We start from the raw sequence: 26,915 nt of genomic DNA, 5'->3' as shown, positions 1-26,915 counted from the left end.
TCACTGGCTCGGCCCGGGCGCAGGTGGTGTCATGAACGTCGTGCCCATCTCCGAGACGACACCGCCCGCGCCCGCGCCACTCGACGTCTGGTCCTACGAGGACCACGCCCTCGACCTCGACCTGCGCTGGTGGGCTGCCGCCAACTACCTGACCGTCGGCCAGATCTACCTGCGCGAGAACGCGCTCCTGCGCGAGCCGCTGCGGCTCGAGCACATCAAGCCGCGGCTGCTCGGTCACTGGGGCACCAGCCCCGGGCTGTCGATGATCTACGCGCTGATCAACCGGGTGATCCGCGAGACCCACACCGACTGGCTCTACGTCACCGGGCCGGGGCACGGCGGGCCGGCGCTGGTCGCGGCCGGATGGCTCGAAGGCACCTACTCGGAGATCTATCCCCACGTCGGCGACGACGCGGCCGGTGTGCGCACCCTGTTCCGGCAGTTCTCCTCGCCCGGCGGGGTTCCCAGCCACGTGAGCGTCCAGACACCGGGCAGCATCCACGAGGGTGGTGAGCTCGGCTACGCGCTCGTCCACGCTGCGGGTGCTGCCTTCGACAACCCGGAGCTCACGGTCGCCTGCGTGGTCGGCGACGGCGAGGCCGAGACCGGACCGCTCTCGGGCTCCTGGCGACTGCCCGCCTTCCTCAACGCCCGCCGTGACGGTGCCGTGCTGCCGATCCTGCACGTCAACGGCTACAAGATCGCCGGACCGACGCTGCTGGGACGAAGCTCCGACGACAACATCGTGTCCTACCTGCGGGGCCAGGGCTGGGACCCGACCATCGTCGCTGGCGACGACCCGCGCGAGGTCTTCCCCGCCTTGTACGGCGCCCTCCGCGGTGCGCAGGCCCGGATCGAGTCGATGCGGCACGAGGCCCGCTCCGGCGGTTCGCCGACAGCCCAGGCACCATGGCCCGCCATCGTGCTGCGCACCCCGAAGGGCTGGACGGGTCCGGACGTCGTCGACGGAGTCCAGGTCCAAGGCACCTTCCGAGCACACCAGGTACCGCTGGCCGGACTCGCTGAGAACCCCGAGCACCTGCGCATGCTCGAGGAGTGGCTGCGTTCCTACGCACCCGAGACCCTCTTCGACGAGCACGGTCGACTGGTGCCGGAGCTCCGGGCGCTGGCTCCCGAGGGCGACAAGCGGATGTCGGCCACTCCACACGCCAACGGTGGCCGGGTTCGCGAGGACCTGCCGGCCATCGACCTGGCGACCTACGAGGTGGCGATCGAGGCGCCGGGGCGCCTGCGCGTCAGCAACACCTTCTCGTCCGGTGAGCTGATGCGCGACCTCTACGCCGCGACCACCAAGCCCGACGGCGGCGGCACGTTCCGGCTGTTCTCGCCCGACGAGACCGCCAGCAACCGGCTCCAGGCCGTCTTCGACGTGACGGACCGGTGCTTCGTCGGGCAGGTGCTCGACACCGACGACCACCTGGGCCACGACGGTCGCGTGATGGAGGTGCTCAGCGAGCACCTGTGCCAGGGCTGGCTGGAGGGCTACACGCTGACCGGCCGGCACGGCGTCTTCGCGACCTACGAGGCGTTCGCGATGGTGTCCGCCTCGATGGCCGTCCAGCACGTGAAGTGGCTGCAGCACGCTCAGGAGCTGCCCTGGCGCGAGTCCGTGTCGTCACTCAACGTGCTGCTCACCTCGACCTGCTGGCGCAACGACCACAACGGCTTCTCCCACCAGGGACCCGGCCTGATCGACGCGATGCTGCCTCTGTCGCCCGGTGTGGTCCGCGTGTGGCTGCCACCGGACGCCAACTCGACGCTCTCGATCATGGACCACTGCCTGCGCAGCACCGACCACGTCAACCTGATCGTGGTCGACAAGCAGCAGCACCTGCAGTACCTCACGCTCGAGGAGGCTCACCGCCACTGCGCCACCGGCGCCGGGGTCTGGGAGTGGGCGGGCAACTGCCCGGAGGACGAGCAGCCCGACATCGTGCTGGCCTGCGCGGGAGACGTGCCGACCCAGGAGGCGCTGGCAGCCGCAGAGCTGCTGCGCGACCACGTGCCCGACCTGAAGGTCCGGTTCGTCAACGTGGTCGACCTGATGGCACTGCTGCCGGAGAACGACCACCCGCACGGCTACGCGGACAGCCAGTTCGACGACCTCTTCACCCCCGACAAGCACGTGGTGTTCGCCTTCCACGGCTACCCGCGTGCCGTCCACCAGCTCATCCACGGCCGCAGCAACCCCGGCCGCTTCCACGTCAGGGGCTTCAGCGAGCAGGGCACCACCACGACGCCGTTCGACATGGTCGTGCTGAACCGGATGTCGAGGTACCACCTGGCGCAGGAGGTGCTGCGGCGGGCCAGCCGCAGGCCCGACGGCTGGGACGAGCTGCGTCGGCTGTGCGCCCACCGGCTCGCGGAGCACGAGCGCTACATCCGCGAACACCTCGAGGACCTGCCCGACATCGCGGGCTGGACCTGGCGCGCAGCCGAGGTGTGATGCCTGCCTGGGCTGCCGCGTCTCCGGTGCGGAGGAGGATGCGGCCCCTGCTGTGGGCCGATGCGGGGGCCAGCATCGGCACGGCGGCGCGTCTGCTGGACGGGGGCGACGACTCGTGCGTGCTCGTGCGCCTGCCCGGCGGATTCGGGATCGCCACCGACCACGACTTCCGCGCGTCCTTGGCCGACGACTCGGTGTCGCGGGAGACGGCCCTGGGTGCGATCTGCTCGGCACCCGTGGTCACGGTCAACGAGCACGCCGACGCCCCCGCAGCCCTGCTCCAGATGATCGAGCACGGCATCCACCACCTCGTCGTCACGACCGACACCGGCGACCCGGCCGGAGTGCTCAGGCTCGTGGATCTCGCGTCGGCCGACGTACGCGACCCGCTGCTCGTCCGGGCGTCGGTACGACGAGCGCGGTCGATCGAGGAGCTCGGCCCGGCGACCTCAGCGCTGGGCGAGACCGTGCTCGAGATGGCCGAGCTCGGCACGCCGGCGCTCCAGGTCAGCGGCGTCCTGTCCGCCGTGCGGGACCTGGTCGTCCAGCGTGTGGTGGAGCTGACCCCGACCGCCGCCCCGGCAGACGAGGTGTCCTGGCTCGTGCTGGGTTCGGCAGCCCGTCGCGAGGCGCTTCCCCGCTCCGACGTGGACACGGCTCTGACCTGGCCCGACTCCCTGGCCGGACGTGAGTCGGACCTACGCGAGGATGCCGATCTGGTGTTGTCGGGCCTCGAGCGATGCGGGCTGTCCAGGTGCCCGGACGGCGCGAACGCGACGGAGCCCTTGTTCAGCCATTCCGTCGGGGAGTGGCGGGAGGTCACCCGCCGCTGGACCCACCACCCGGAGTCGCAGAGCGCGCTGCTGCTTGCCTCGATCGTGGCCGACAACCGCGCGCTGACGTCCGTCGACCTCGGCAGCGACCTGATGCGGTCGATGCTCGACGCGGCCAGGAGCCGGGCCTTCCTCAGCGCCCTGCTCGGCTTCACCGTGGCGGTGAAGCCTGCCCGAGGCATCCTGCGCGACTTCGCGGTCGACCACGCCAGCGCCCACAGGGGCCGCCTCGACATCAAGCACGGTGGCCTGTGGCCCATCGTGCTGCTCGGCCGGTGGCTGGCTCTCGCGGCGGGCGTGCCGACCGGCTCGACCGTCGACCGGATCATCCGCGGCACCCAGGCCGGGCTCCTCACCAGCGACGAAGGGGACGATCTCGTCGCCGCCTTCGAGCTGATCTTCCAGCTGCGCTTCGACCGGGAGCTCGCCGCCATCAGGTCGGGCGGTTCCGCGGACAGCCACATCGCGCCCGCGTCACTCGAGCCCCTCCAGCGGCGCTTCCTGCGCGACAGCCTCCACGCGGTCTCGCGCATCCAGACATCCATCCGCAAGGCCTGGGCCTCGAGGGGGCCGTAGGCCGCGGCGCGTGCCCGACCCGTCGGCGGGACCAACGTCCCGGCGCCAGGGGACGTTCCGCCGTGGGCGGGCCCACTGGCCGCTTCCTACGTTGGACCAGCCAGCCTCGACCGCGCCCGTGACAGGAGTCCCCGTGGACCCGACCGACATCGCCCGATGGCAGTTCGCCATCCTCACCGTCTACCACTTCCTCTTCGTGCCCATCACGATCGGGCTCTCGGCGATCGTGGCGGGCTACCAGACGGCCTGGATCCGCACGCGCAACGAGCAGTGGCTGCGGCTGACCAAGTTCTTCGGCAAGCTGTTCCTGATCAACTTCGCCATCGGCGTGGTGACCGGGATCGTGCAGGAGTTCCAGTTCGGCATGAACTGGAGCGACTACTCCCGCTTCGTCGGTGACATCTTCGGCGCGCCCTTGGCGGTCGAGGGCCTGCTGGCCTTCTTCCTGGAGTCGACGTTCCTGGGCCTGTGGATCTTCGGCTGGGACCGCCTGCCCGAGAAGGTGCACACCGCGTGCATCTGGCTGGTCCACGTCGGCACGCTGTTCTCGGCCTACTTCATCCTGGCCGCCAACTCCTGGATGCAGAACCCGGTCGGCTACCGGTTCAACCCCGACACCGGCCGCGCGGAGATGGAGGACTTCGCCGCGGTGATGTTCAACAAGGTGCAGCTGGTGACCTTCCCGCACGTGGTGCTCTCGGCGTACCTCACGGGCGCTGCGTTCGTCGTCGCCATCGCCTTCTGGCAGCTGGTCCGCGGCAAGCGGGAGGACACCGACCTCTACCGCAAGGCGTTGCGCACCGGAGCTGCCGTCGCGCTGATCGCCGCGGTCGGCGTAGCGGTCACGGGCGACATCCAGGGCAAGATCATGACCGAGGTCCAGCCGATGAAGATGGCGGCCGCCGAGGCGCTCTACGAGACCGAGACGAACGCCGGTTTCTCGCTGCTGACCGTCGGCAGCCTCGACGGGAGGGAGGAGAAGTTCTCCGTCAAGGTGCCCGGTCTCCTCTCGTTCCTGGCCACCGGGGACTTCGACAGCGAGGTCAAGGGAGTCAACCAGCTGCGCGAGGAGTACCAGCAGACCTACGGGCAGGACCCCGGCGCGACGTACTACTCCCCCAGCGGCTACGTCCCGAACATCCCGCTGTCGTACTGGACGTTCCGGTTGATGATCGGCCTCGGCGTGCTGGGGGCACTGATCGCCGGATGGCTGCTGCTGGCGACCCGCCGGGGCAGGCGTCCGCGCGGACGGACCATCATGTGGGCCGCGCTCTGCCTGCCCTTCTTGCCCCTGCTGGCCAACTCCTTCGGCTGGATCTTCACCGAGGCCGGCCGCCAGCCGTGGGCGGTGTTCGGACTGATGACGACCGCCTCCGGCGTCTCGCCCGGCGTCAGCACCTTCGAGGTCACCACCTCGCTGACCCTGCTGACCCTTCTCTACGCGGTGCTCGCGGTCATCGAGGTCAAGCTGATGTTCACCTACATCGCCCGAGGAGCCGACCCAGCACCCGTCCCGACCGACGACGACAGCGGCGACGCCGACCGTCCGCTCGCCTTCGCCTACTGAGAGGCCGACATTCCCATGGAGCTCACCACCGTCTGGTTCTCGCTCATCGCCGTGCTCTGGATGGGCTACTTCGCCCTGGAGGGCTTCGACTTCGGGGTGGGCATGCTGCTGCCCGTCCTGGCCAAGGACGACACCGAGCGACGCGTGCTCATCAACACCATCGGCCCGGTCTGGGACGGAAACGAGGTCTGGCTGCTGGTTGCCGGCGGCGCGACGTTCGCGGCCTTCCCCGAGTGGTACGCCACGCTGTTCAGCGGCTTCTACCTCCCGCTGCTGCTGATCCTGATCGCGCTCATCGTCCGAGGACTGGCCTTCGAGTACCGCGCCAAGCGCGAGGACGCCACCTGGCGGGCGCGCTGGGACCTCGCGATCGTGATCGGCTCCTTCCTGCCTGCGCTGCTGTGGGGGGTCGCCTTCGCCAACATCCTGCGCGGCGTCCCGATCAACGCCGACAAGGAGTACGTCGGCGGGTTCTTCAACCTGCTCAACCCCTACGCGTTGCTGGGCGGCGCGATGACGCTGCTGCTGTTCCTCACCCACGGCGCGATCTTCATCAGCCTCAAGACCGACGGGCGGATCCGTCACGCGGCACGCGACCTGGCCCAGAAGGTCGGTGTCGCGGCCGCCGTCGTCGCCGTCGCCTTCCTGCTCTGGACCCAGCTCGACACCGGCACCGTCGGCTCGGCTGTCGCGTTCGTGGTCGCGGCCGGCGCACTGGTCGCCGGACTGGTGGCCGTGAGAGCCGGGCGTGAGGGCTGGGCGTTCCTGGGCACCTTCGTGGCCATCGCCATCGGAGTGGCTGGCCTGTTCCTGGCCCTGTTCCCCGACGTGATGCCGACCAGCCTGGACGACGGCTTGAGCCTGACGACCACCAACGCCTCCGCGACGGCGTACACCCTGAAGATCATGACGGTGGTCGCGGTGATCTTCACGCCCGTCGTGCTCGCCTACCAGGGCTGGACCTACTGGGTCTTCCGCAAGCGGATCTCGGTGCACCACATCCCGCAGCCCGCGAGCTCCACCACCTCCACGATGTCGTGAGACCCTCGGACCCGCGGCTGCGACGTCTGCTCCGACCCGGGGCCCGCCCGTTGGCCGGTGTCCTGGGCAGCGGACTCGCCACCTGCCTCCTCGTCCTCCTCCAGGCCTGGGTCGTGACTGACCTGGTCGTCCGCGCGGTCGAGGGCCGGGACGTGCGTACGGCGGCCTGGTCGATCGTCGTGGTGCTCGCGCTCCGTGGGGCGGTGACGTGGGCCGGTGACATCTTCTCAGCGAGAGCAGCCGCGAGCGTCGGCACCGACCTGCGTCGGCGACTGGTGGCGGCTGCCGCCGACCCCGCGACGGGCGGACGCAGCGGCGAGCTCACGGTCCTGGTCACCCGAGGCGTGACGGCGATCGAGCCCTACCTCACGCGCTACCTGCCGGCACTCGTGCTGGCCGCCGTGCTGCCTGCCCTGACGATCGTGGCGATCGCCACACAAGACCTGCTGAGCGCGGTCATCGTCCTGTCCACCCTGCCGCTCGTACCGGTCTTCGGAGTGCTCGTCGGTCTGGCCACCCGCGACCGGGCCCGGGAGCAGTGGGCGGAGATGGGCGCACTGTCCGGGCACTTCGTCGACGTGATGAAGGGGCTGCCGACGCTGGTCGCCCATCGCCGGGCCCGCGCCCAGTCCGACCGCATCCGCGAGGTCACCGAGCGCTACCGGGCCGCGTCGATGCGTACGTTGCGCATCGCCTTCGCCTCCTCCGCCGTGCTGGAGCTCGTCGCGACCCTGTCGGTGGCGCTGGTCGCAGTGACGGTCGGCGTCCGCCTCGCCTCTGGGTCGATGGAGCTGCCCAGCGCACTCGTGGTCCTGCTGCTCGCGCCGGAGGCCTACTGGCCGCTGCGCCGCGTCGGCGCGGAGTTCCATGCCGCCGCCGAGGGGGTGGCGACGTTCGAGGCTGCGCATGCCCTCCTCGAGGCTGGTCAGCCGGGCCAGGCCGGGCGCGGTGCGGCCGCGCCGGGCACGGACCTGATCGTCTCCGGTCTCGAGGTCACCTACCCCGGCCGCGTCACACCGGCGCTCGCCCGGCTGGACACGGTGCTGCCGGCGCGAGGTGTCACCGTAGTCACCGGAGGATCCGGGTGCGGGAAGTCGACCCTGCTGGCGGCGCTGGCGGGACTGGTCGAGCCGAGCGCCGGCCAGGTCCTTGCGGCTGGGCACCCGGTGGGTGGCTCACCGTGGCAGGAGCAGGTCGCCTGGCTGCCGCAGCGCCCCGTCTTCGTCGCCGGCTCGATCGCCGACAACCTCCGGCTGGCCGCGCCGCTCGCCGAGGACCAGCGCCTCTGGGCGGCGCTGCGGCGGGTCGCCCTCGAGGAGCGCGTCCGGGCTCTGCCCGAGGGTCTCGACACCGTGCTCGGCGAGGACGGTGCCACTCTCTCGGCCGGAGAGCGGGCCCGCCTGGCCCTGGCCCGCGTGGTGGTCGCGCAGCGACCCTGGGTGCTGCTCGACGAGCCCACCGCGCACCTCGACGATCTCACCGAGCAGGTCATCGCGGACACCATCATGGAGCTCGGCCGCGAGTCGGCCGTCGTCGTGGTGGCCCACCGGGACGCGATCGTCGCGCTGGCGGACCGGACGCTGCAGCTCGAACCGCCGTCATCCCCCGCGACGAAGCCGTCCCCATCCGCTCCGGCTCACCAGGCAGCCCCGCAACCGGCGGCCGCGCCGTCGATACGCGCCAAGGATCCCTGGCCGCTGTGGGCAGCCACGCTGGTGGGCGCGGCGGCCTCCGCTTCCGGTGTCGCCTTGACGGCCACGGCCGGCTGGCTGATCGTCCAGGCCTCCACCCGACCCGGAGTACTGACCTTGCTGGTAGCGATCGTCGGAGTCCGCACCTTCGGACTGGCCCGACCGGTGCTGAGGTACGTCGAGCGGCTGCGGTCCCACGACTCGGCCCTGAGGCTGCTTGCCGAGCGGCGGGTCCAGGTCTACGAGGCAGTCGTCCCCCTCGTGCCCGGACGTCTGGGCCGGCGTCGGGGCGACGTCTTGGCCTCGGTCGTCGATGACGTCGACAGCGTCGTGGACCGAGAGCTGCGGGTCCGGATGCCGGTGCGCACCTACGCGATCGTCGCGGGACTCGCCGTTGCTGTCTCGGCCCTCGTCCTGCCCGCGGCGGCGGTGCCGATCGCCCTCGGTTCGCTGGTCGCGGGAGGCGGTGGCTGGCTCCTGGCCCGGTTCGGCGCCCGACGGCCCGAGCGCGAGCTGGTGACGGCCAGGGCCGAGCTCAGTGCCGCCGTCCTCGACAGCGTCCAGGTGGCGAGCGAGCTGAGGATGTGGCAGGCGACCGACCGTGCGACCGACAGGGTCGGGGACATCGCCGGCCGCATCGGGAGCTGCGGGCGCCGCGCGGCCACGTGGCTCGGTGCGGGGCGCGGCCTCGTCCTCGTCGCGACCGGTGCCGCGATGGCAGTCACGGCCGCAGTCGCTGCCGCCGCGTCGCGAACCGGCGAGGTGTCTGCCCCCATGCTCGCGCTCGTCGTACTCGTCCCACTCGCTCTGGTCGATGTCGCCGTGGGCGTTCCCGACGCGGGCGCCCTCTCGGTCCGCACCGCCGCGGCCGCCGCCCGGCTCCACCGCCTGGCCACCGCGGCGCCAGCGGTGCGCGACACCGTGGCGACGACGAGCCCGGCTTCCTCCGACCTGGTGCTCGACTCCGCACGAGCCCGTTGGGCGCCGCACGCACCTCTGACCACCCCGGCCTCGTTGTCGTTGTCCCGCGGTGAGCGGGTGGCGTTGATCGGCCCGTCCGGCTCGGGTAAGAGCACCGTGGCAGCACTGCTGCTCCGCTTCCTGGACCCAGCGGAGGGCTCCCTCGCTGTCGGCGGCGCGCCCGCCCGCTCGATGTCCCTGGACGATCTTCGCCGCCGCGTCGGCCTGGTGGACGACGATCCGCACGTGTTCGCCACGACGGTCGCCGAGAACATCAGGTTCGCCCGGCCGGGTGCCAGCGACGACGACGTCGCGGACGCACTGCGGCGGGCGCACCTCGGCACTTGGCTGGACTCCCTGCCCGATGGTCTCGACGCCTGGATCGGGGAAGGGCACGCCGGGGTGTCCGGCGGTGAGCGCGCCCGGCTGGGCGTGGCCAGGTCCCTGCTGGCCGACCAACCGGTACTGGTGCTCGACGAGCCCACCGCCCATCTCGACCACCCGACGGCGCAGGCCCTGGCAGCCGAGGTGCTGAGCGGCCCGCGAGACCGCGCGGTCCTGTGGATCACCCATGGCTCCGCGGGCCTCGACCATGTGGACCGCATCGTGACGCAGGGCTCCGACTGGCCAGGCCGGCACCAGGGTCCGTGATCCGCGCTCCCTCGACAAGCCGCCTCTTCGGCGATCGGTACGGGGACGTGCGTACGGCACACAGGGGACCTTCGGCCCTGATGGGCGAGGCAGGAGCGGCGAAGACTGGGGGTGGCCAGAAGGCTGGCGACCAGCGCACCGCGGCCGTCGACAGAAGGAGTCATCATGAAGGCGCTCGTCTACCACGGTCCCGGCAAGAAGGCGTGGGAGGAGGTTCCTGACCCCAAGATCCTGCAGCCGACCGACGTGATCGTGCACGTCGACACCACCACGATCTGCGGGACGGACCTGCACATCCTCAAGGGCGACGTGCCGGCTGTCACTGACGGACGCATCCTCGGGCACGAGGGCGTCGGCACCGTCACCGAGATCGGCTCGGCCGTCACGACGATCGAGGTCGGCGACCGGGTCCTGATCTCCTGCATCAACTCGTGCGGCAGCTGCTCCTACTGCCACCAGGGGCTCTACGCCCACTGCCTGGCCGACGAGGGAGCCTCCGGAATCGGCTGGATCCTCGGACACCTCATCGACGGGACGCAGGCGGAGTACGTCCGGGTGCCGTTCGGCGACAACTCGCTCTACAAGCTTCCTGCCGGCGTCAGCGACGATGCCGCGGTGATGCTCTCGGACATCCTCCCGACCGGCTTCGAGATCGGCGTGAGGTACGGACGGGTGAAGCCCGGCGACGTGGTCGCCGTCGTCGGAGCCGGTCCGGTCGGGCTGGCAGCCATCATGACCGCGAGCCTCTACGGAGCCGCTCGCGTCGTCGCCCTGGACCTCGATGCCAACCGGCTCGAGAAGGCCAGGACCTTCGGCGCCACCGACGTGGTCAACAGTGCCGACGAGGACTGGGTCGACCAGGTCAAGGCGATGACCGACGGCTTCGGTGTCGACGTGGCCATCGAGGCGGTCGGCCTGCCGGCGACCTTCGATGCCTGCACCAAGATCGTCCGCCCCGGTGGATCGATCGCCAACGTGGGCGTGCACGGCGCTCCCGTCGAGCTGGCTCTCCAGGACCTCTGGATCATGGATCTGTCCATCACCACCGGACTGGTCAGCACCAACACCACGCCGATGCTCCTCAAGCTCGTGGCCCAGGACAAGCTCGCGGCGGCCTCGTTCGCGACCCACCACTTCACCTTCGAGCAGATGCTCGACGCCTACGACACCTTCGGTCGCGCAGCCGAGACGAAGGCCCTGAAGGTCGTCATCAAGCGCTGATCCAGAGACGTGCGGAGTTGTCGACATGCTCCGGACGAGCGCCGAGCAGGTGTCGTGGACATCTGCTCGGCGCAGCCGTGACTCGAGGCGACCTCCTGAAGTGGACCGTTGTGGTCGCGCGAGCGGTTGCTCCGTCTGCATCCGACAGCGTCGGATGCGCTCATGCGATGTCCCGCCGCGGTGTGACGGGCGGGAAGTCGATGTCGATGCGAGCCATCTTCGCGAAGTAGTTGGAGAAGGCGTTGGCAGCGACGTGGCCGATCACCTCGGCGATCTCACTGTCGGAGACGCCGACCTCGCGAGCGGCCTCCACGACGTCGTCGGGAACATCGCCCCGGCCGCTGTTGATGGCCGACGCCAGCTGGAGCACCGCACGGATGCGCGGGTCCGCACTCTCGCCCACGCGAGCCGCACCGATCTCCTCAGAGGACAGGTGCAGCGCGTGCTCGGCGACGTAGGAGTGCGCTGAGAGGCAGTACCCGCAACCGTTCTCCTCGGCAACCAGGAGTGCGATCCGCTCGCTGACGTCGGGGCCGAGGAGGCCGCCACTGAGTGCCTGGGAGAACTCGAGGTAGCCGTCGAGTGTGACCGGGCTGTTGGCCATCGCCCGGGTCAGGTTCGGGACGCTGCCGCCGAACGCCTTCTTCGCCCTCGCCAGTGCGGCTGCGGCACTCGGAGGTGCGGTGTTCGGGTCGATCGCGGGCAATGAGCTCATGGGTTCCTCCTTGGGTTGTGGTCGCCCCAAGGAGTCCGCCATCCAGAACGAGTGTTACGCCAAGGGCTCTCGAGAGACCAATCAGATGGGGAGGAGCAGCGTCGCGTTCCGAGGCGGCCGCTCCCCTTGGGAGATCGGTGCTCGCGGACGAGTTGGGGTGGGGCCAGAGGTGACGAGGAGAACAGTGGCGTCCGGCACGCGCCCCGGGTCCGAGGACCCGCCGGACGACACGCGTGCGCCCGGCTCGACCCCCTTTGCGGAGAGCGAGCTGGTCGAGCGTCTTCGTGCCGGCGACGAGACCGCGTTCTCCGAGCTCGTTGAGCGCCTCCATCCGGCGATGGTTCGACTCGCGCTGACCCGGGTCCGCAGCCGAGCAGTCGCCGAGGAGGTGGCCCAGGACGCCTGGCTCGGATTGCTGCGCGGCATCGAGACGTTCGAGGGCCGGTCGTCACTGCGCAGCTGGCTGTTCCGAATCGTCACGAACCGGGCCATCAGCACCGGCCTGAAGGAGCGGGCGCACCTACCGGTCGAGGATGGGGAACTAGAGCACCGGGACGGCAGGTTCAGCCAGGATGGGTGGTGGGTCACGCCGCCGACGCACTGGGCCGACGAGGTCATCGACCGGATCACCGCACCTGCGCTGGCCGGGCGCGTGCACGAGGCCATCGCGGAGCTCCCCCCAGGGCAGCGGGCGGTGGTAACGCTGCGTGACGTGGAGGGACTCACCAGCGCCGAGGTATGCGCCATCCTCGACATCAGCGAAGGCAACCAGCGCGTACTGCTGCACCGGGCCCGCACCCGGATCCGCGCCGCGCTCGAGCAGGAGGTCATCCCGTGAACGTCCGTTGGCCGTGGGCCCGCCGTGCTGCTCGACACGACATGACCTGCCGCGAGGCCGTCGCTCTGGTGACGGCCTACCTCGACGGCGCCCTCGAGGTGCGCGAGCACGACCTCCTCGAGCAACACCTCGACGAGTGCCCTCACTGTTCGGAACACCTCAAGCAGATCGAGGCGACGATCCTCCTCACCGGAGAGGTACGAGCCGAGCACCTCGATCCGTTGGCCCGTGAGGACCTGTTGGACCTCTACCGCCGCTGGCGCAGCGAGCGCGACCGCAGCTGAACCGATGCCGGCCCAACAGGCAGGCGAGAGGCAGGCTGACGAGGGGTCAGCAGTCCGGAAGGTACGGCTATCGCAGGTCCAGCCCGAACCAGACCCGGTCGCGCAAGGGGATCCCGTCGATCACCAGGTCGTCCGCGTAGCCCGTGTCGGCGCCGAACGCGTCTGGTTCGATGCTGCTGAAGCGGAAGCCACATCGCTGGTAGAAGCGCAGGTTGCCCACGTCAGCGGCGGCCGTTGCCACGGTCAGGCGAGCGTGCCCTCCTGCGCGTGACGCGGCCACCGCGTGCTCGACCAGCCGGCGTCCGATCCCGGTTCCTCGCATCGCTTCCGCCACGGCCATGTTCTTCAGCTCGACCTCTCCCTCCTTCTGGGCGTCGACGAGCTGCAGGTGTCCGACGATGTCGTCACCGAGCCGGGCGACCAGAACCATGCCCTCGTCGAGATAGGCGTCGAGCTGGGCGGGCGAATCCTCGGCTTCCTCGAAGAGTGGTCGCAAACCAGCCCGGTCACCGCCGTACGAGTCGATCCGGACCACGGGCACCGGGCGCCCGGTGGAGTCCGCGTTCACGCGGTCCGCAGAGCGATCGACAGGGTCGGGGACGCGGCCGTAGACCCAGGGGGCGAGGACGAGGCCCCGGCCGTCGGGATCCAGGAACGTGATGGCTCCGTTCGCCTTCCAGTAGGCGTGTTGCCCTGGGTCCGGGATAAGTCCGGCATCCAGGAGCTGCCTCGACGCGCTGGCCAGGGCGTCCTGGTCCTCCAGGTAGAGAACGAGCTGGTCCGTGCTCATGATGGGGACGTTGCCGGGGTGCGCGCGGACGATCTCCATCTGCACGGTGGTGTCCGGCAGTCCGAAGATCGTGCCGTCCTCGCCGTAGCTGGAGGTGAACTCGCCGACCACGGGAAGCCCGACCAGATCGCGGTAGAAGGCGACGGTCTCGTGGTAGCGGTTGCTGGCGCGAGCCCAGCGCAGCGCGCCGGGGGCCAGGTGGGCCGGCCATCGGGCGGTGGTCTTCATGTCGGTTCCTTCCTGATGGCTGCCGCTGTCTGCGCCATCGCGGTGACGAGCTGTGCGTCTTGGGCGGCGACAGCGGCTGCGTCGCCCGGGTCGGAGGCCGGCGTCAGGTGGACACAGGCAGATTCGAGAACGCGTGCGCCGACGTACCCGAGGACGGTCCGGAGCTGGGCACGCGCCCCGCCGCCGCGGCCCGGATTGGCCACGTCCAGCCAGGCCACGGGCTTCTCGTAGAGCTGGCCACCGCCGACTGTCCAGTCGAGGAGGTTCTTCAGGCTCCCGGGAAGCCCGCCTGCGTACTCGGGCGTCGAGAACAAGACGGCGTCAGCGGCCGCGATCCGGTCGAGCAGATCGCGCACCGCCCTCGGCTCCGGCTCCGTGCCCGGCACGAAGGCCGGCAGGTCCAGCAGACCGTCGTACAGGTCGGTGGTGACCCCCGGCCACGCTCGCCCGTGCAGCGCCTGCAGCGCTCGGGTGTTCGAGGACCCCGGCCGGGTGCTGCCGGAGATCAGTAGGACTCTGACCTGCTCCATGCTGTCCACTCCTGACTGATGGGCGGCACCGTCCCACGGCCGGCCGCCGCCGGGTCGAAGGCATCTCACGCGTGGGTTGAGGGTAGTGAGGAGGGCGGTGGCCGCGTGTCGCGTCGCAGCGGCCACCACCCGGGTGTCGAAGGCTCGGGCTAGAGCGCGACCAGACCCTCCATGCCGTGTCCGTCGAACTGCGGCAGTCCAGCCGCGGTGTCGACGAGCGTGAGGGTGTGGTCGGGCTCGATCCGGTATCCCTCGACCGTGCCCGCGAACGCGTTCTCGGCGTACAGGAACCTCCGGTCGCGGGTGATCGCGAGATCGATCGTGCCTCCGGTTCCGCCACCGGTGTGCGCCACGACGCCGTCAGGGGTACCCGTCAACGACGCCGTGCCGGCCTCATCGACGGCGAAGGCGCTGATCGTGGAGCTTCCGGCGTTGCCACCGAAGAACGTGTCACCGGTGCCGACCAGCCAGCACAGCGCGGCCTGGCCGTCCTGGATGCCGGCGGTGATCGTCTCGAGCGTCCCGTCGGACCGGATCCGATAGGTACTGACGCTCGAGCTGCCGGCGTTGGCGACGGCGAGCCGGGCGTGGGAGTCGAACGACACGGCGAACGGCACGGCCGACGCCGCCGGGTTCTCCACCGGGGCGGAGAGCCGACCGTTGTTGACGTTGAAGACGTCGATGGTGTTGTTGGCCTTGGTCGTCACCACGACGTGCTCACCGTCGCCCGTCTGCGCGATATCGGCGGGAGCGGTAATGAACTCGGGGCGCGCGTCGTTCGCAAGTCCGAGATCGCGCGAGGCGCCGGGGATGGGCGTCAGCAGTCCTACCGGGGTGATCCGGTAGCCGGTGACGTTGCCCGAGCCGCCGGCATTCAGGACGTAGAGCCGGTCATGCCCGGCTGACACGCTCACCGGGAAGACACCACCGGACGCCACGGTCTGGAGGCGGCTCAGGTGGGTGCCGGCGACTCGGAAGCTGGTGACGGTGTCGCTGCCGGCGTTCACCGCGAACAACAGACGATGAGGGGCGTCATAGGTCAACGAGTCCTGCGAGGCGAGCGAGTCCAGCGGAACGTCCTGCTCGACCCCTCCCCTGCCTCCGGTGGCGACCTCGCCGGTGCGGGTCAGGTGCCCGTCTGCGTCGCGCGCGAACGCCACGATCGCATTGTGCTGGAGGTCGTCGGTCTGGACGAAGACGGCACCTTCGGTCTGCACGGGTGTCGACGTCGCAGTAGCAGCGAACGACGGCGGAGCCACGGCCGCGACTGTGATCCCAACGGCTCCGACGGGGAGCATCACCAGCGCCCTCGAGAGGAGTCTGTTCATGATGGGTGGATCCTTCCTGCCGGCGCCTACCGGCACGTTTCCTTGTCGCCTCGAAGAGGCGACGATCGCGACTGGGTGACGCGAACTCCCTAGTGGGTCCTCGCATGTCGGGGCCCGTTACCGAGGCCGCGCGAACTCAGGCGGTTCTGTCTGCGACTGCGTAACGTCTCGCCTCCTCCCGGCGACTCTCACGAGAAGGCCGGACGACCACGGATCCGAGCCGGCCGGGACCCCCCGCGATGAGCAAGGAAGAGACAGCGAACGTGAGCAGCGACACGCAACCCCTGTTCTGCGACACGAACCTCGCTCGAAGGATCGAGCAGGCCGAGGTCGACCTCATCGCTTCGGCCAACTCAGCGGCGCGGCTGCGCAACGCTCCGGGCTTCCTGATCCCGGTCGCCGGTGGGGTCGCGAGCTTCGCCGACCACGGGTCGCCGTACAACAAGGTGACCGGCCTCGGCTTCGACGGCGTCCCGAACGGCGAGGAGCTCGACAGGGTGGAGCGCGCCTTCGCCACCTACGACGAACCGACTCAGGTCGAGTTGGCCCACCTCGCCGATCCCGCGATCGCTGCGCAGCTCACCGCCCGCGGCTACCGGCTCGAGTCGTTCGAGAACGTCCTCGGCCGCCCCCTGGACGGGTCCGAGGCGCCCTTGCCGCTCCACGACGTCGACATCCGTCGTAGCCAGGACGATGACCACGAGACCTGGCTGGGCGTCATGGCGGACGCCGCAGCCCACCCTGACACCGAGGGCGTCCCCTGGCACGAGGAGTTCCCCCGCGCGATCTACCTGCAAGCCATGAGGGACTCTGCGGGACCGGAGGTGCGGCGCTACCGGGCCGACCGCGGCGGCGTCCTCGCCGGCGGAGCAGAACTGCGCCTGGTCGACGGGATCGCGCAGTTCGCCGGTGCCGCGACAGCGCCCGCACATCGGCGTCACGGAATCCAGAACGCCCTCATGGCCGTGCGCCTGGCCGATGCCGCAGCCGAGGGATGCGACCTTGCCGTGATCGTCACCCAACCCGGATCGAAGTCGCACCAGAACGCGCAGCGCCGCGGGTTCCACTTGCTCTACACCAGGGCGATCCTGGTCAAGCCAGCCTCGGGCCTCGCACCGAACTGAAGGTCGCACGGTACGAACTGCGTCCCCATCCGTGGCCACCACGGATTCCCGCCTTCAGTGCTTGGCACCGATGTGCCTGGCACGTGTCGGGTCCCACCGTTCTACCAGCGGCGACCAGCCGCGCATCGAGGAGGACCCGCATGTTCAACGCCCATGTCGCCATCAAGTCCATCGCCACGTGGGAGCAGCAGTTCAGAACGCGAGCGCGTCGTCGGCGAGTCGTCATCAACGCGGGCACCGGGCCGGGCGTGGGCCGTCTGCCGCGTGGCCCACGGTCAGAAGAGTCAGCGTGATGAGCAGCGGCGCAACCGCTCAGTCCACGAGGACCGTTGCCGGCGCCTCCACGCCCGGCGTGCGGCTGCGCTTGCTGGAGCCGGGTGAGTCCGCCGTCGTGCTCGCCGTCTTCGCCAGCATGAGCCCGCGATCACGCGAGCTGCGCTTCTTGTCGGCGAGGCCGCGGCTCAGTGACCGGGACCTCCGCATGCTCACGGCGGTGGACCATCGCGACCACGTTGCTGTCGTTGCCTCGGTACCACCCGAGCATCTGCCCATCGGCATCGGCCGCTTCGTCCGTGACCAGCACGAGCCCGAAACGGCCGAGGTGGCGCTAGCCGTGGTGGACGCCTGGCAGCGCAAGGGCGTCGGCACGCTGCTGATGCGCACGCTCTGCGGGCGAGCCGCCGAGGTCGGCGTACGGCGTCTGAGAGTCGTCATCTCCCCCGACAACGACGTCGTCCGTCACATGCTGACCCGCACGCCAGCACCCGTCCCCCTCGTCCACTCGGATGGCTGGACCATGGAATACACCCTCGCACTCGAGGACGTGCCGCGACCTGGCGCACATCGTGCGCTCTCGACCATGCGCCAGCATCAGTGATGTCCCCAGCCATGGGACGACCGCCCATGCTGACCCGCCTCCACCGGTCGTGCCGGTGGAGGCACCATGCACACTCAAGGAGGAAACATGCGCTACGCACAGACAGCGACCACCTCTGCCCCGGTGCAGCGGCTCTGGGCCGCCGTGATCGACGTAGAACGATGGCCGGAGTGGATGGAGACCTACGAGTCCGTACGTCGGAACCAACCTGGTCCGCTCAGGCCCGGCCACACCGCGCACGTCAAGCAGAAGGGTCTGGCCGGAGGCGACTGGACCGTCACGGAGTTCGATGAGGGCAGCGTCTTCTCATGGGAGAACGTCAAGCCTGGCGTCCGGTTCGTCGGACGGCACGCGGTCGCTGCGGAGCCCTCAGGAGGGAGCCGGGTGATGCTCAGCTTCGAGGCGTCGGGGCCCCTCTCCGGTCTTGTCCGCTTGTTCTACGGCCGCAAGGTGCGGGCGTACCTTGACATCGAGGCCGCGCGTCTCGCAGCTGCGGCCGTCAAGGTCGCGTGACAACCGGCTCCCAGACCGGCCGCGACCAGCTGCTGGCCCGGGCGCTTTCACGACCTGCTGCTCACCGGTGACCGTCGACGCGTTGATGCCGCGATGCAGCGCTACTCCCGCACGAAGGTGGACCGGATGCCTGCTCGACCACTCGGCCACGAGCAGGGCCCGTGAACCCCGCGTAGGGCACGCGGTGGGCGTCCCGGGGATCCCGCCCGGCGGAAGCCGACGTAGCTGACCCCCTCATGTCAGTGCTCGGCGAACAAACCCAGTGCCGTGTTCCGGTTCACTGCCTTGCGCTCCGCGACGCGAGCCCCACCGATTCCCGAAGGATGTTGCCGGGCATCGGCGTGCACCGGCATCCGTGGAGAGCACGGACCCTCGGATCGGTGTGCGGCACGGATGTCACAGACCTCGCCGTGCCGGATCGTTGCGACCTGTCGGCGAGATCCTTCGCCGAGTCCAGTGCCTCGACTCCTCACTCTGGATGGGAACACGATGACCAACGCTCCACGACCCGTCACGGCCCCGGCCAAGTCCCGGGGTCACAGCGCACACGTTCAGGTTGTCCGGTGATGTCCGAACTCGACGTCTACCAGGTCCTCGACGATCGGTTCAACGCCGTCCGCGGTGACGCCATCGTGACCACCCATTACACCGGTTGCCGCTGGGCCGAGGGACCCGCCTACTTCCCGGCGCACCGCGCCGTCGTCTGGAGCGACATCCCCAACGACCGCCTCCTGCGTCTCGACGAGACCACCGGTACCGTCGGCGTCCTGCGTCAGCCGGCCGGCTACCCCAACGGCAACACCGTCGACGCCCTTGGCCGGCTCATCACCTGCGAGCACGGCAACCGTCGGGTCACCCGCACCGAGCACGACGGCACCCTCACCGTCCTCGCCGACCACTACCAGGGTCGCCGCCTGAACAGCCCCAACGATGTCGTCGTCGCCGGCGACGGGGCCCTCTGGTTCACCGACGCCAGCTACGGAATCGACAGCGACTACGAAGGGACCCGAGCCGCTTCGGAGCTCGACGAGTGCTACCTGTTTCGGAGCGATCCGGGCACCGGTCTGTGCCAGATCGTGGCCGACGGCTTCCGGCGTCCCACGGGGCTGACCTTCTCACCCGACGGAAGCATCCTGTACGTCGCCGACAGCAGAGCCAACACCATTCGCCGCTTCGAGGTCGTCAACGATGACGCCGGCAGTCCGCGCAAGCTCACGGGCGGCGACATCTTCGTCAGCGGCAGCGCGCCAAGCCTCGACTCCATGCGTACTGATGCCGAGGGCCGCATCTGGATCGGGTGCAGCGACGGTGTCCGCTGCTACGACCCGACCGACGGCACGCACCTCGGCACCATCCGTACGCCCGACGCCGCCGCCAATGTCGTCTTCGGCGGTCCGAAGCGCAACATTCTCTATATCTGCGCGACCAACGCGCTCTACTCCATCATGCTCGCCACCATCGGCAGTCGACCTGGCAGCAACTGATCGCGGCTCCCAGACCGCGCGTCGCTTGCGAGAGACGTCAACCGACCACGTCAGTATGGCTTGGCCGGTTGCCAGGAGACGCCGTCGCCGGAGGTCGGCAGGGTGCTGCACAATCGCACTGTGGTGAGGGCTGGTGTCTCCGATGGGGCAGCGGTGTCCGCACGGGAGGCCGAGGTACTGGCGGCGGTCGCGGAGCACCTCAACAATGCGGAGATCGCCGGGCGGCTGTTCATCTCCGTACGCACGGTGGAGAGCCACGTGTCCTCGCTCCTGCGCAAGCTGCAGGTCGAGCACCGGCGGGAGCTGATCGCCCTCGCACCGGCCGTCCTGACGTCGTCGACCCCGCCAGCATCGGCGTCGGCAGCCAGCGAGGCAGTATCCGCACTGCCGAGCCCGCTCACCTCGTTCGTGGGCCGCGACAGCGAGGCGCTCGCGCTGGCGCAGGCCGTCGCCGGGCACCGGCTGGTCACCGTGGTCGGCCCAGGTGGCATCGGCAAGACCCGGTTGGCACTCCGCGTCGCTCATGAGCTTCGCGAGCGCTTCGAGGACGGCGTCGCCTTCGTCGACCTCGTCACCGTGACCGAGTCGGCAGCGGTGCCGGCGGCAGTCGCGTCGGCTCTGCGGCTCGGCGAGAGCCAGGACCGGACTGCCGAGCAGGTCATCGCCGGGTGGCTGAGCAACCGCACCATGCTGCTGGTGCTCGACAACTGCGAGCACCTGTTGGACGCAGTGGGTGTGCTGCTCGAGCAGGTGCTCACGACCTGTCCCAGCGTGCGGGTGTTGGCGACCAGCCGGTCACGACTGCTGCTGCCCTTCGAGCAGACCTACGCCGTGCCCGGGCTCTCGCTCGAGGCGGCCGAAGGGCGGCTGCCGGACGCCGTCGAGCTCTTCGTCAGCCGTGCTGCGGGAGCGGGGGCGGTCGTGGCACCCGCTGACCTCGACCGGGTGGCAGCACTCTGCCAGGGCCTTGACGGGATGGCGCTCGCCATCGAGTTGGCGGCCGCGCGACTCCCGGCGGTCGGTCTGGATGGATTGGAGGCCGGGCTGGCCGACCGATTGGCGCTCCTGGAGGGTGGTCGACGGGTCAACGACCGGCACCGGTCGCTGCGCTCCGCCCTGGACTGGAGCCACGCGCTGCTCAGCGAACCGGAACGTGCCCTGCTGCGCCGGATCTCGGTGGTGGCGGGTCCCTTCTCGGCGCAGGCAGCAGCAGAGATGCTCATGGACTGGGCACCGGTCGAGTCCGACGGCGTACCCGCGCTGCTGGCGCGGCTGGCCGACGAGAGTCTCCTGGTCCCGACGACGACACCTCTTGGCACTCGTTACGGCGTGCTCGAGACCATCCGGCAATACGGAGCCGCACAGCTCGAGGCGGCGGACGAGGTCGACCTCGCTCGGTCGCGGCATCTGCAGTGGTGCGTTGCGGCGGCCGAACGGCTCGGCGAGCCGGTCATGGACGGTGACGAGGGCGTGTGGTGGCGACTCGCCTACGACGAGGTGTCGGTCGAGGCGCGCCACACGCTCCCGTGGGCCTGCCGCCGGGCGGACGAGAGGGACGCGTCATACCGTCTGTCGTTGCTGATGGCACGACTGAGTCTGACCCGGGGCCGGCCCGGGGAGTCGCAACGACGCTACGAACTGGCCGCCACGCTCGCTCCCGACGACGCAGCGTCCGCGGCGGCCTACCGCGAGGCTGCTGGAGCCGCTGACGCGCGTCAGTTCGGCAACGAGGCGATCCGCCTGCGCGAGCTCGCTGCCGACGCGGCGCTCCGTGCGGGTGACCGGACTGGCGCCTGCATCGACTTGGCCCGGGCAGCCGAGCTCGTCGGGCGCGGGCCGGGCATCATGGCGGTACCCCCGCCGCCCAGCGAGGTCGAGCGGCTGCTCGGCCGGGCCCGGCCACTGGCTGATGGGAACCTCACAGCCGAGAGCCGGATCCTTACGGCAGACGCCTTCGCCCGTGACGTCGAGGACCCACAGGTGCGCAGCCACGCCCAGCGTGCGCTCGAACTGGCCCGTCGCGCCGGTGACCTGCTCGCCGAGAGTGCAGCACTCGACCTCTTGACCGCGGCGCAGCTGGCTGCGGGCGAACTCGGCGAGGCGCTGCAGAGTGCGGTGCGAAGGACTGAGCTGCTGCGCACGGTCCCGATCAACGCCGACTCAGCGCTGGAGTTCTTCGACACCTACCAGATGGCTTCCCAGTGCGCACTCGCAGCGGGCGACCTGCCCCGGGCGCGGCGGGTCGGTGAAGGACTACTGACCCTTCCCTTCTACCGCGAGGAGTACCACCTAGCCACGTCCCGGTTGATCGTGGTGGGACTGGTCGCCGGCACCTGGGATGAGGCAATGCAGCAGGCGACACAGTTCCGGACCGGCTGGGAGCGGGCCGGGCGACCGCTGCAGGGCAATGTGCGCACCGCGCCGTACGCCGCGGCCGCGATCTGCGGGCTTCGGGGCGATGACGCCGGACGGACCGACTGGATGTCGGTGGTATCCGCCCTTGAGACACCCGTACGGCTGGGCCCGGTGCCCGGGCGCCTGGGCAGGGATCCTGGCGCACCCTTCGGCAGGTTCTTCGACGCGCTGGTGCTATTGCACCGCGGCCGCATCGACGAGACGCTCGACCTGCTCGCCGAGCCGCCAGAAGGCCTCAGCGGTGACGCCGGAGGACTCTGGCGCGCCTGGTACGCCTCGGCGTGGGCGGAGGCAGCCGCCCTCGCCGACCACCCCGAGGCCGGCGAGTGGGTGCGGCGCGCAGAACTGGCCACGCTCGGCAACCCCATCGCCCAGGCGGTCGTCCAGCGGGCCTCGGGACTGCTGAAGGAGCGCGCCGACGGCCCAGGCGGCGGCCACGAAGTACTGACCGCCGCAGCCGCCACCCTGCACTCCCTGGGCGCCAGCTACCAGCACGCGCGGACCCTGGTGATGCTCGGTGGTGAGGACGCGGAGGATGGCCGCGCCACCCTCACCGCCATGGGAGCCGCGGAGATGACCTGGCCACCAGTGTGAAGGCCGGAGTCTCGACACCGCGGGGGTCTCTGCCGTTGTCGCGACCCCTCGCCTAGCGGTCGGCAAGAGAGTCGGCCTGGGGCCAGGCCGTGGCCGTCAGCGTTCTGCACCAGTGCTCGTCGATGAGCCAGCACGTCGCCGGACCTGAGCCAGCGTCACGCCGCACGCCGGGCTCGCACATCGGTGCCCTCCACTGATTCCCGGCATCCGTGGCGGCACCGTGCCCGATTCCGTGCTCCACACGGATGTGGGCGGCCCCGTCCGGCGCCGATCGTGGGGACGCCACCGACCTCGGTGGCCCGGGTATCCCCTCCCTCACCCGGTGAACCAACCTCAAGGAGAGACACACCATGACCATGACCGACTCGCCTCCGCTCGACGAGGCCGCCCTCGAGCAGTTCGTACACCAGGCTGTCGGTGACCTGGCCGCCGCCATCTCGGGGCTGATGATGCACCTCGGCGACCGCCTCGGTCTCTACCGTGCGATGGCAGGCGCCGGGCCGCTGACGGCCGCCGCGCTCGCCGAGCGCACCGGGACGCACGAGCGGTACGTCCGCGAGTGGCTGAGCAACCAGGCCGCGGGGGGCTACGTCAGCTTCGACCCGCAGGCGGACACCTTCGAGCTCAGCGCCGAGCATGCGCTCGTCCTGGCCAACGAGGCGAGCCCGGTGTTCCTCGGCGGCGCCTTCGAGACCGTCGCGTCCTGCTACACCGACCACGAGACGTTCGCTCGTGCGTTCACCACGGGTGAGGGCATCGACTGGGGTGCGCACGACGATCGGCTCTACACCGGCGCCCTGCGACTGTTCCGGACGGGATATGAGGCCTACCTGGTGCAGTCGTGGCTGCCCGCCCTGGACGGCGTGGTCGACAAGTTGCGCTCAGGCGCCAGTGTGGCCGACGTCGGCTGCGGCTTCGGCGCTTCGACGGTGATCATGGCGCGTGCGTTCGAGCACTCGACGTTCCTCGGGGTCGACAATCACGCACCGTCGATCGAGGGCGCCCGCGCCGCCGCTAGGGAGGCAGGCGTCGAGCGGCGTACGCGCTTCGAGGTGGCGCCCGCCTCCGACGTGCCGGGCACCGGCTACGACCTGGTCACGATGTTCGACTGCCTACACGACATGGGCGACCCGGTGGGCGTGGCGCGCCGGCTCCGTCAGTCCCTGGCACCGGACGGCACCCTGCTCCTGGTCGAGCCGGCCGCCGGAGACGGGCTCACGGACAACCTCAACCCGGTCGGGCGGATGTACTACGGACTCTCGACGGTGATCTGCACCCCGTCGTCCCTCGCGCAGGAGGTCGGGCTCGGGCTCGGTGCGCAGGCCGGACCCCGCCGAATGGCGGAAGTGCTGCGTGAGGCCGGCTTCTCGACCGTGCGCGTGGCCACCCAGACACCGTTCAACCTCATCATCGAGGCGCGGCCGTAGCTGCCAGCCGGTCCAGGTGGCCGGAGCCGCGGCGACTGATCGCCACGGCCCCGGCCGACCACCGTCTGTCCCCTCCCAGCCGAACAACGCCATGCTGAGACAGCGGCTCCGGCCGACGTGAGGCTCGTCACGCCGACCGAACCCCATCGATCCGTCCCTGTGAAACGCCACGTCGCGCTCAACGGACAACTTTCTGCGCGGCGTCATCGACGCCGTGACCGACGAACTGCTCACGCGAACTCGTCCTCGACACATCCGAGCGCTTCCAAGGCACCGGACGCCCACCCGGACCCACCAGCTAAACAAAGGACGGCCGAACCCACATCTATTGGGTTCGGCCGTCCACGATGTCTTGAGACATCACATGGTCGAGTTGACAGTGTCCTGACTCAGGACACCCCGGGGCGAGTCAAGGACGTCTACCGAGGTCTTCGAGGTCCCCACTCCTCTTGCGAGTCGGTGGGCAGTTCACGGACTCGTTGGCGCAAGTACGACCGACCCTCAGGGCGCGTGGGCGGTTCTCGTCCCGCGTGCGGATCCGCTTACGGAGTTCGCCGGGACTCCGCTCCTGCCGATCGGCGGTCGCCGCATGCTTTCGGCGAACGGGAAGGCGGTGCCCGGCCGAAAGGTCTCCACTCGGAGGGGTTGCTCCACCAAATGTTAGCCACTAACATTGGGGCATGATGGTCACGAGCACCAGTAGGACCGAACGCACCCGTGCCGGGCTACAGGCGGCGGCACTCAGGCTGTTTTCCGAGCAGGGGTACGACGCGACGACCGTGGAGCAGATCGCGCGGGAGGCCGGCGTCAGTCACATGACGTTCTTCCGGCACTTCCCGACTAAGGATGCCGTGGTGCTCGATGACGGCTTCGATCCGGCCATCGCGGCTGCGGTGGCCGCCGCACCGACCGGCCTTCCGCCTCTAACGCGCGTCTGCGCGGGACTCCGCGCCGCGCTCACGCACGTGGACCTGCCGGGACAGGAGGAGGTCCGTGTCCGGGTCAGGATCGCCGCAGGGCATCCGGTGCTCCGCGCGGGGACCTTCGCCGCGACCGAGGCCACCCAGGAGGCGATCGCTGAGGTCCTGGTCGCGGACGGTGTCAGTCCGTTCGAGGCCCGGATCGCCTCGGCTGCTGCGCTGGCCGCACTCACCGTCGCCCTGCTCGAGTGGTGCCTCAGCGACCAAGACGTCCCGATGTCGAGCCGGCTCGGCGCCGCACTCGACGTGCTCGACGGGACGGCGAGGCGATGAGCGCGCTGCAGATCAGCCGCCTGGCGCACCGCTACGGCGACACCACGGTGCTGCACGACGTCGACCTCAGCGTTGCTCCCGGGGAGGTGCACGCGCTGGTCGGGTTCAACGGGGCCGGGAAGTCGACCCTGATGCGCGCCGCGCTGGGGATGATCCGGCCCAAGGGTGGTGTCGTCCGCATCGACGGCGTCGAGGTTGCGCACCTCAACGGCGCTGGGTGGGGCCGGGTGGGACACCTGATCGACACGCCGTTCGTCTACCCCGAGCTGACGGTCCGGGAGAACCTCTGGGCGGCGGCGCGGCTGCACGGCGTGCCCGCCTACGCGGCCCGGGCCCGGGCCGACCGCACGCTGGCCGACCTCGAGCTCGGGGCGTGGGCGGACCGTCGTGCCTCGGCGCTCTCCCAGGGCAACCGGCAGCGCGTCGGCCTGGGCAGCGCGTTCGTGCACGAGCCGCGGCTGCTCGTCCTGGACGAACCCACCAACGCCCTCGACCCGGCCGGGGTGCTGCTGCTGCGCGAGCTGCTGCTGGCCCGAGCCGCCGCCGGGGTTGCAGCGCTGGTCTCCAGTCACCACCTGGACGAGGTGGCTCGGATCGCGGACAGAGTCAGTGTCATCCATGCCGGCACCATCGTGGGCCAGCTGGACCCGCACGGCGTCGACCTGGAGCGGGCGTTCTTCGCGATGGTGCACGCCGCCGACGAGGCGGCCCGGCGCGTGGAGCCGGTCCGATGACCGCGGCGTACGCCGTCGAGGCGCTCAAGCTGCGCCGCTCCCGCGTGGTCGCCGTGGCGACCGTGGCCCTGCTCCTGGTGCCGGCACTGCTCGCCCGGGCCTTCCTGATCGCCGCCGAACGCGGCGGCGACGACCCGATGAGCGCCAAAGCCTCCCTGCTGCTGCCCGGTCTCGGCTGGTCCGGCTACCTCGGCGGCTTGCTCCAGATCTACGCCACCGCCGGCGTGGTCGGCTCCGGCATCGTGGTCGGCTGGTGCTTCGGACGGGAGTACGCCGACCGTACGGTCGTCTCGCTCTACGCCTCCGCGACCCCCCGCACCTCCGTCGCCCGGGCCAAGCTGGTGCTCCTGGCGGCGTGGTCTGTCGCGGTGGGCATCGGCGTGGCCGTGGCCGCCGCGCTGATCGGGACAGCCTCCGGCCTCGGGCTTCCCGACACGGCCGACGGGGGCGTCCTCGGGCGGCTCGCGGCTCTGGCGGTCCTGTCCGGACTCCTCGCGCTTCCCGTCGCGCTGCCTGCCAGCATCGGGCGCGGCTATCTCCCTGCCGTCGGTGGCCTGATGGTGCTCGTCGTCGCCGCCCAAGTCGCCATGGTGGCCGGCGCTGGCACCTGGTGGCCCTGGTCCGTGGCGGCAGTGTGGGCCATGGGCACCGACGCGGGGATGGAACCGGTAGCTCCGGTCTGGCTGACCGTGGTGCCGTTGGTCGCCGCGCTGGGTGCGGCCGCGACGGTGGCATGGTGGCGGCGCGCCGAGGTGGTCTGACCGGCAGCGGGCC

Annotated in this window: 21 protein-coding genes; 17 read left to right on the top strand and 4 right to left on the bottom strand. The window is 70.3% G+C overall.

From position 1 onward, the window contains the following. Nucleotides 1-31 precede the first annotated feature (31 nt). The 6 genes from ISU10_RS05115 (at nucleotide 32) to ISU10_RS05090 (ending at nucleotide 11,007) form a co-directional block, all read left to right on the top strand. A complete protein-coding gene (locus ISU10_RS05115; RefSeq protein WP_194695298.1) occupies nucleotides 32-2,467 on the top strand; it encodes a phosphoketolase family protein in 2,436 nt (811 codons plus the stop codon). A 38-nt stretch (nucleotides 2,468-2,505) separates the two neighbouring features. After that, nucleotides 2,506-3,876, top strand: coding sequence for a putative nucleotidyltransferase substrate binding domain-containing protein (locus tag ISU10_RS05110; RefSeq protein WP_194695297.1), 1,371 nt, complete (start codon nucleotides 2,506-2,508; stop codon nucleotides 3,874-3,876). A 133-nt stretch (nucleotides 3,877-4,009) separates the two neighbouring features. Continuing rightward, complete coding sequence (locus tag ISU10_RS05105; protein WP_194695296.1) at nucleotides 4,010-5,443, top strand: cytochrome ubiquinol oxidase subunit I; 1,434 nt, start codon at nucleotides 4,010-4,012, stop codon at nucleotides 5,441-5,443. Nucleotides 5,444-5,458: 15 nt separating this feature from the next. Continuing rightward, entirely contained in the window at nucleotides 5,459-6,484 is a 1,026-nt protein-coding gene (gene cydB / locus ISU10_RS05100; protein ID WP_194695295.1) for a cytochrome d ubiquinol oxidase subunit II, read from the top strand. Continuing rightward, nucleotides 6,481-9,786, top strand: coding sequence for a thiol reductant ABC exporter subunit CydD (cydD, locus tag ISU10_RS05095; RefSeq protein ID WP_194695294.1), 3,306 nt, complete (start codon nucleotides 6,481-6,483; stop codon nucleotides 9,784-9,786). Before cydB ends, cydD begins: the two co-directional genes overlap by 4 nt. Before the next feature lie 165 nt (nucleotides 9,787-9,951). Further along, nucleotides 9,952-11,007, top strand: coding sequence for a zinc-dependent alcohol dehydrogenase family protein (locus tag ISU10_RS05090; protein ID WP_194695293.1), 1,056 nt, complete (start codon nucleotides 9,952-9,954; stop codon nucleotides 11,005-11,007). Nucleotides 11,008-11,167: 160 nt separating this feature from the next. Here the strand turns inward: ISU10_RS05090 and ISU10_RS05085 are convergent, their stop codons facing one another. After that, nucleotides 11,168-11,722, bottom strand: a complete 555-nt coding sequence (locus ISU10_RS05085) for a carboxymuconolactone decarboxylase family protein (RefSeq protein ID WP_194695292.1) — start codon at nucleotides 11,720-11,722, stop codon at nucleotides 11,168-11,170. A gap of 184 nt (nucleotides 11,723-11,906) precedes the next feature. Here ISU10_RS05085 and ISU10_RS05080 point away from each other — a divergent pair, with 184 nt between their 5' ends. Further along, a complete protein-coding gene (locus ISU10_RS05080; protein ID WP_370864766.1) occupies nucleotides 11,907-12,560 on the top strand; it encodes an RNA polymerase sigma factor in 654 nt (217 codons plus the stop codon). Beyond that, a complete protein-coding gene (locus ISU10_RS23770) occupies nucleotides 12,557-12,844 on the top strand; it encodes an anti-sigma factor family protein (RefSeq protein WP_194695290.1) in 288 nt (95 codons plus the stop codon). Before ISU10_RS05080 ends, ISU10_RS23770 begins: the two co-directional genes overlap by 4 nt. 67 nt (nucleotides 12,845-12,911) lie before the next feature. Here the strand turns inward: ISU10_RS23770 and ISU10_RS22865 are convergent, their stop codons facing one another. The 3 genes from ISU10_RS22865 to ISU10_RS05055 all read right to left on the bottom strand — a co-directional run bounded on the left by ISU10_RS22865 (nucleotide 12,912) and on the right by ISU10_RS05055 (nucleotide 15,720). Continuing rightward, nucleotides 12,912-13,862, bottom strand: a complete 951-nt coding sequence (locus ISU10_RS22865) for a GNAT family N-acetyltransferase (protein WP_228499625.1) — start codon at nucleotides 13,860-13,862, stop codon at nucleotides 12,912-12,914. Further along, nucleotides 13,859-14,392: an NADPH-dependent FMN reductase gene (locus tag ISU10_RS05060; RefSeq protein WP_194695289.1), complete on the bottom strand. Its 534-nt coding sequence runs from the start codon at nucleotides 14,390-14,392 to the stop codon at nucleotides 13,859-13,861. The genes ISU10_RS22865 and ISU10_RS05060 overlap by 4 nt, the downstream gene beginning before the upstream one ends. A gap of 149 nt (nucleotides 14,393-14,541) precedes the next feature. Further along, nucleotides 14,542-15,720, bottom strand: a complete 1,179-nt coding sequence (locus ISU10_RS05055) for a lactonase family protein (protein WP_194695288.1) — start codon at nucleotides 15,718-15,720, stop codon at nucleotides 14,542-14,544. Between the two features lie 263 nt (nucleotides 15,721-15,983). Between ISU10_RS05055 and ISU10_RS05050 the strand changes: the two genes are divergently transcribed. The 9 genes from ISU10_RS05050 (at nucleotide 15,984) to ISU10_RS05010 (ending at nucleotide 26,902) form a co-directional block, all read left to right on the top strand. Continuing rightward, nucleotides 15,984-16,844 carry a GNAT family N-acetyltransferase gene (locus ISU10_RS05050; protein WP_228499622.1) on the top strand — a complete coding sequence of 287 codons (861 nt, stop codon included), beginning with the start codon at nucleotides 15,984-15,986 and terminating at the stop codon, nucleotides 16,842-16,844. 292 nt (nucleotides 16,845-17,136) lie between these two features. Then, nucleotides 17,137-17,721, top strand: a complete 585-nt coding sequence (locus tag ISU10_RS05045; RefSeq protein WP_194695286.1) for a GNAT family N-acetyltransferase — start codon at nucleotides 17,137-17,139, stop codon at nucleotides 17,719-17,721. Between the two features lie 87 nt (nucleotides 17,722-17,808). Next, a complete protein-coding gene (locus ISU10_RS05040) occupies nucleotides 17,809-18,234 on the top strand; it encodes an SRPBCC family protein (RefSeq protein WP_194695285.1) in 426 nt (141 codons plus the stop codon). Between the two features lie 566 nt (nucleotides 18,235-18,800). Next, nucleotides 18,801-19,718, top strand: coding sequence for an SMP-30/gluconolactonase/LRE family protein (locus ISU10_RS05035; protein ID WP_194695284.1), 918 nt, complete (start codon nucleotides 18,801-18,803; stop codon nucleotides 19,716-19,718). A 153-nt stretch (nucleotides 19,719-19,871) separates the two neighbouring features. Beyond that, nucleotides 19,872-22,727, top strand: coding sequence for an ATP-binding protein (locus ISU10_RS05030; RefSeq protein WP_194695283.1), 2,856 nt, complete (start codon nucleotides 19,872-19,874; stop codon nucleotides 22,725-22,727). Nucleotides 22,728-23,077: 350 nt separating this feature from the next. Then, a complete protein-coding gene (locus tag ISU10_RS05025; protein WP_194695282.1) occupies nucleotides 23,078-24,154 on the top strand; it encodes a class I SAM-dependent methyltransferase in 1,077 nt (358 codons plus the stop codon). A gap of 680 nt (nucleotides 24,155-24,834) precedes the next feature. Beyond that, nucleotides 24,835-25,407: a TetR/AcrR family transcriptional regulator gene (locus tag ISU10_RS05020; RefSeq protein ID WP_194695281.1), complete on the top strand. Its 573-nt coding sequence runs from the start codon at nucleotides 24,835-24,837 to the stop codon at nucleotides 25,405-25,407. After that, a complete protein-coding gene (locus ISU10_RS05015; protein WP_194695280.1) occupies nucleotides 25,404-26,141 on the top strand; it encodes an ABC transporter ATP-binding protein in 738 nt (245 codons plus the stop codon). The genes ISU10_RS05020 and ISU10_RS05015 overlap by 4 nt, the downstream gene beginning before the upstream one ends. After that, on the top strand, nucleotides 26,138-26,902 hold the full coding sequence (locus ISU10_RS05010; protein ID WP_194695279.1) for an ABC transporter permease: 765 nt from the start codon (nucleotides 26,138-26,140) through the stop codon (nucleotides 26,900-26,902). The genes ISU10_RS05015 and ISU10_RS05010 overlap by 4 nt, the downstream gene beginning before the upstream one ends. Nucleotides 26,903-26,915 lie beyond the last annotated feature (13 nt).

The sequence above is a fragment of the Nocardioides agariphilus genome (assembly GCF_015352445.1).
Classification (GTDB): domain Bacteria; phylum Actinomycetota; class Actinomycetes; order Propionibacteriales; family Nocardioidaceae; genus Nocardioides; species Nocardioides agariphilus.
This window is presented reverse-complemented; position numbering and strand designations above follow the sequence as displayed.

What these genes read in the sequence shown, in the direction of transcription:
- ISU10_RS05115 (WP_194695298.1), top strand. Translation starts at nt 32, where the DNA reads ATGAACGTCGTGCCCATCTCCGAGACGACACCGCCCGCGCCCGCGCCA.
- ISU10_RS05110 (WP_194695297.1), top strand. Translation starts at nt 2,506, where the DNA reads ATGCGGCCCCTGCTGTGGGCCGATGCGGGGGCCAGCATCGGCACGGCG.
- cydB (WP_194695295.1), top strand. Translation starts at nt 5,459, where the DNA reads ATGGAGCTCACCACCGTCTGGTTCTCGCTCATCGCCGTGCTCTGGATG.
- ISU10_RS05090 (WP_194695293.1), top strand. Translation starts at nt 9,952, where the DNA reads ATGAAGGCGCTCGTCTACCACGGTCCCGGCAAGAAGGCGTGGGAGGAG.
- ISU10_RS05085 (WP_194695292.1), bottom strand. Translation starts at nt 11,722, where the DNA reads ATGAGCTCATTGCCCGCGATCGACCCGAACACCGCACCTCCGAGTGCC.
- ISU10_RS22865 (WP_228499625.1), bottom strand. Translation starts at nt 13,862, where the DNA reads ATGAAGACCACCGCCCGATGGCCGGCCCACCTGGCCCCCGGCGCGCTG.
- ISU10_RS05060 (WP_194695289.1), bottom strand. Translation starts at nt 14,392, where the DNA reads ATGGAGCAGGTCAGAGTCCTACTGATCTCCGGCAGCACCCGGCCGGGG.
- ISU10_RS05055 (WP_194695288.1), bottom strand. Translation starts at nt 15,720, where the DNA reads ATGAACAGACTCCTCTCGAGGGCGCTGGTGATGCTCCCCGTCGGAGCC.
- ISU10_RS05045 (WP_194695286.1), top strand. Translation starts at nt 17,137, where the DNA reads ATGAGCAGCGGCGCAACCGCTCAGTCCACGAGGACCGTTGCCGGCGCC.
- ISU10_RS05040 (WP_194695285.1), top strand. Translation starts at nt 17,809, where the DNA reads ATGCGCTACGCACAGACAGCGACCACCTCTGCCCCGGTGCAGCGGCTC.
- ISU10_RS05035 (WP_194695284.1), top strand. Translation starts at nt 18,801, where the DNA reads ATGTCCGAACTCGACGTCTACCAGGTCCTCGACGATCGGTTCAACGCC.
- ISU10_RS05025 (WP_194695282.1), top strand. Translation starts at nt 23,078, where the DNA reads ATGACCATGACCGACTCGCCTCCGCTCGACGAGGCCGCCCTCGAGCAG.
- ISU10_RS05020 (WP_194695281.1), top strand. Translation starts at nt 24,835, where the DNA reads ATGATGGTCACGAGCACCAGTAGGACCGAACGCACCCGTGCCGGGCTA.
- ISU10_RS05015 (WP_194695280.1), top strand. Translation starts at nt 25,404, where the DNA reads ATGAGCGCGCTGCAGATCAGCCGCCTGGCGCACCGCTACGGCGACACC.
- ISU10_RS05010 (WP_194695279.1), top strand. Translation starts at nt 26,138, where the DNA reads ATGACCGCGGCGTACGCCGTCGAGGCGCTCAAGCTGCGCCGCTCCCGC.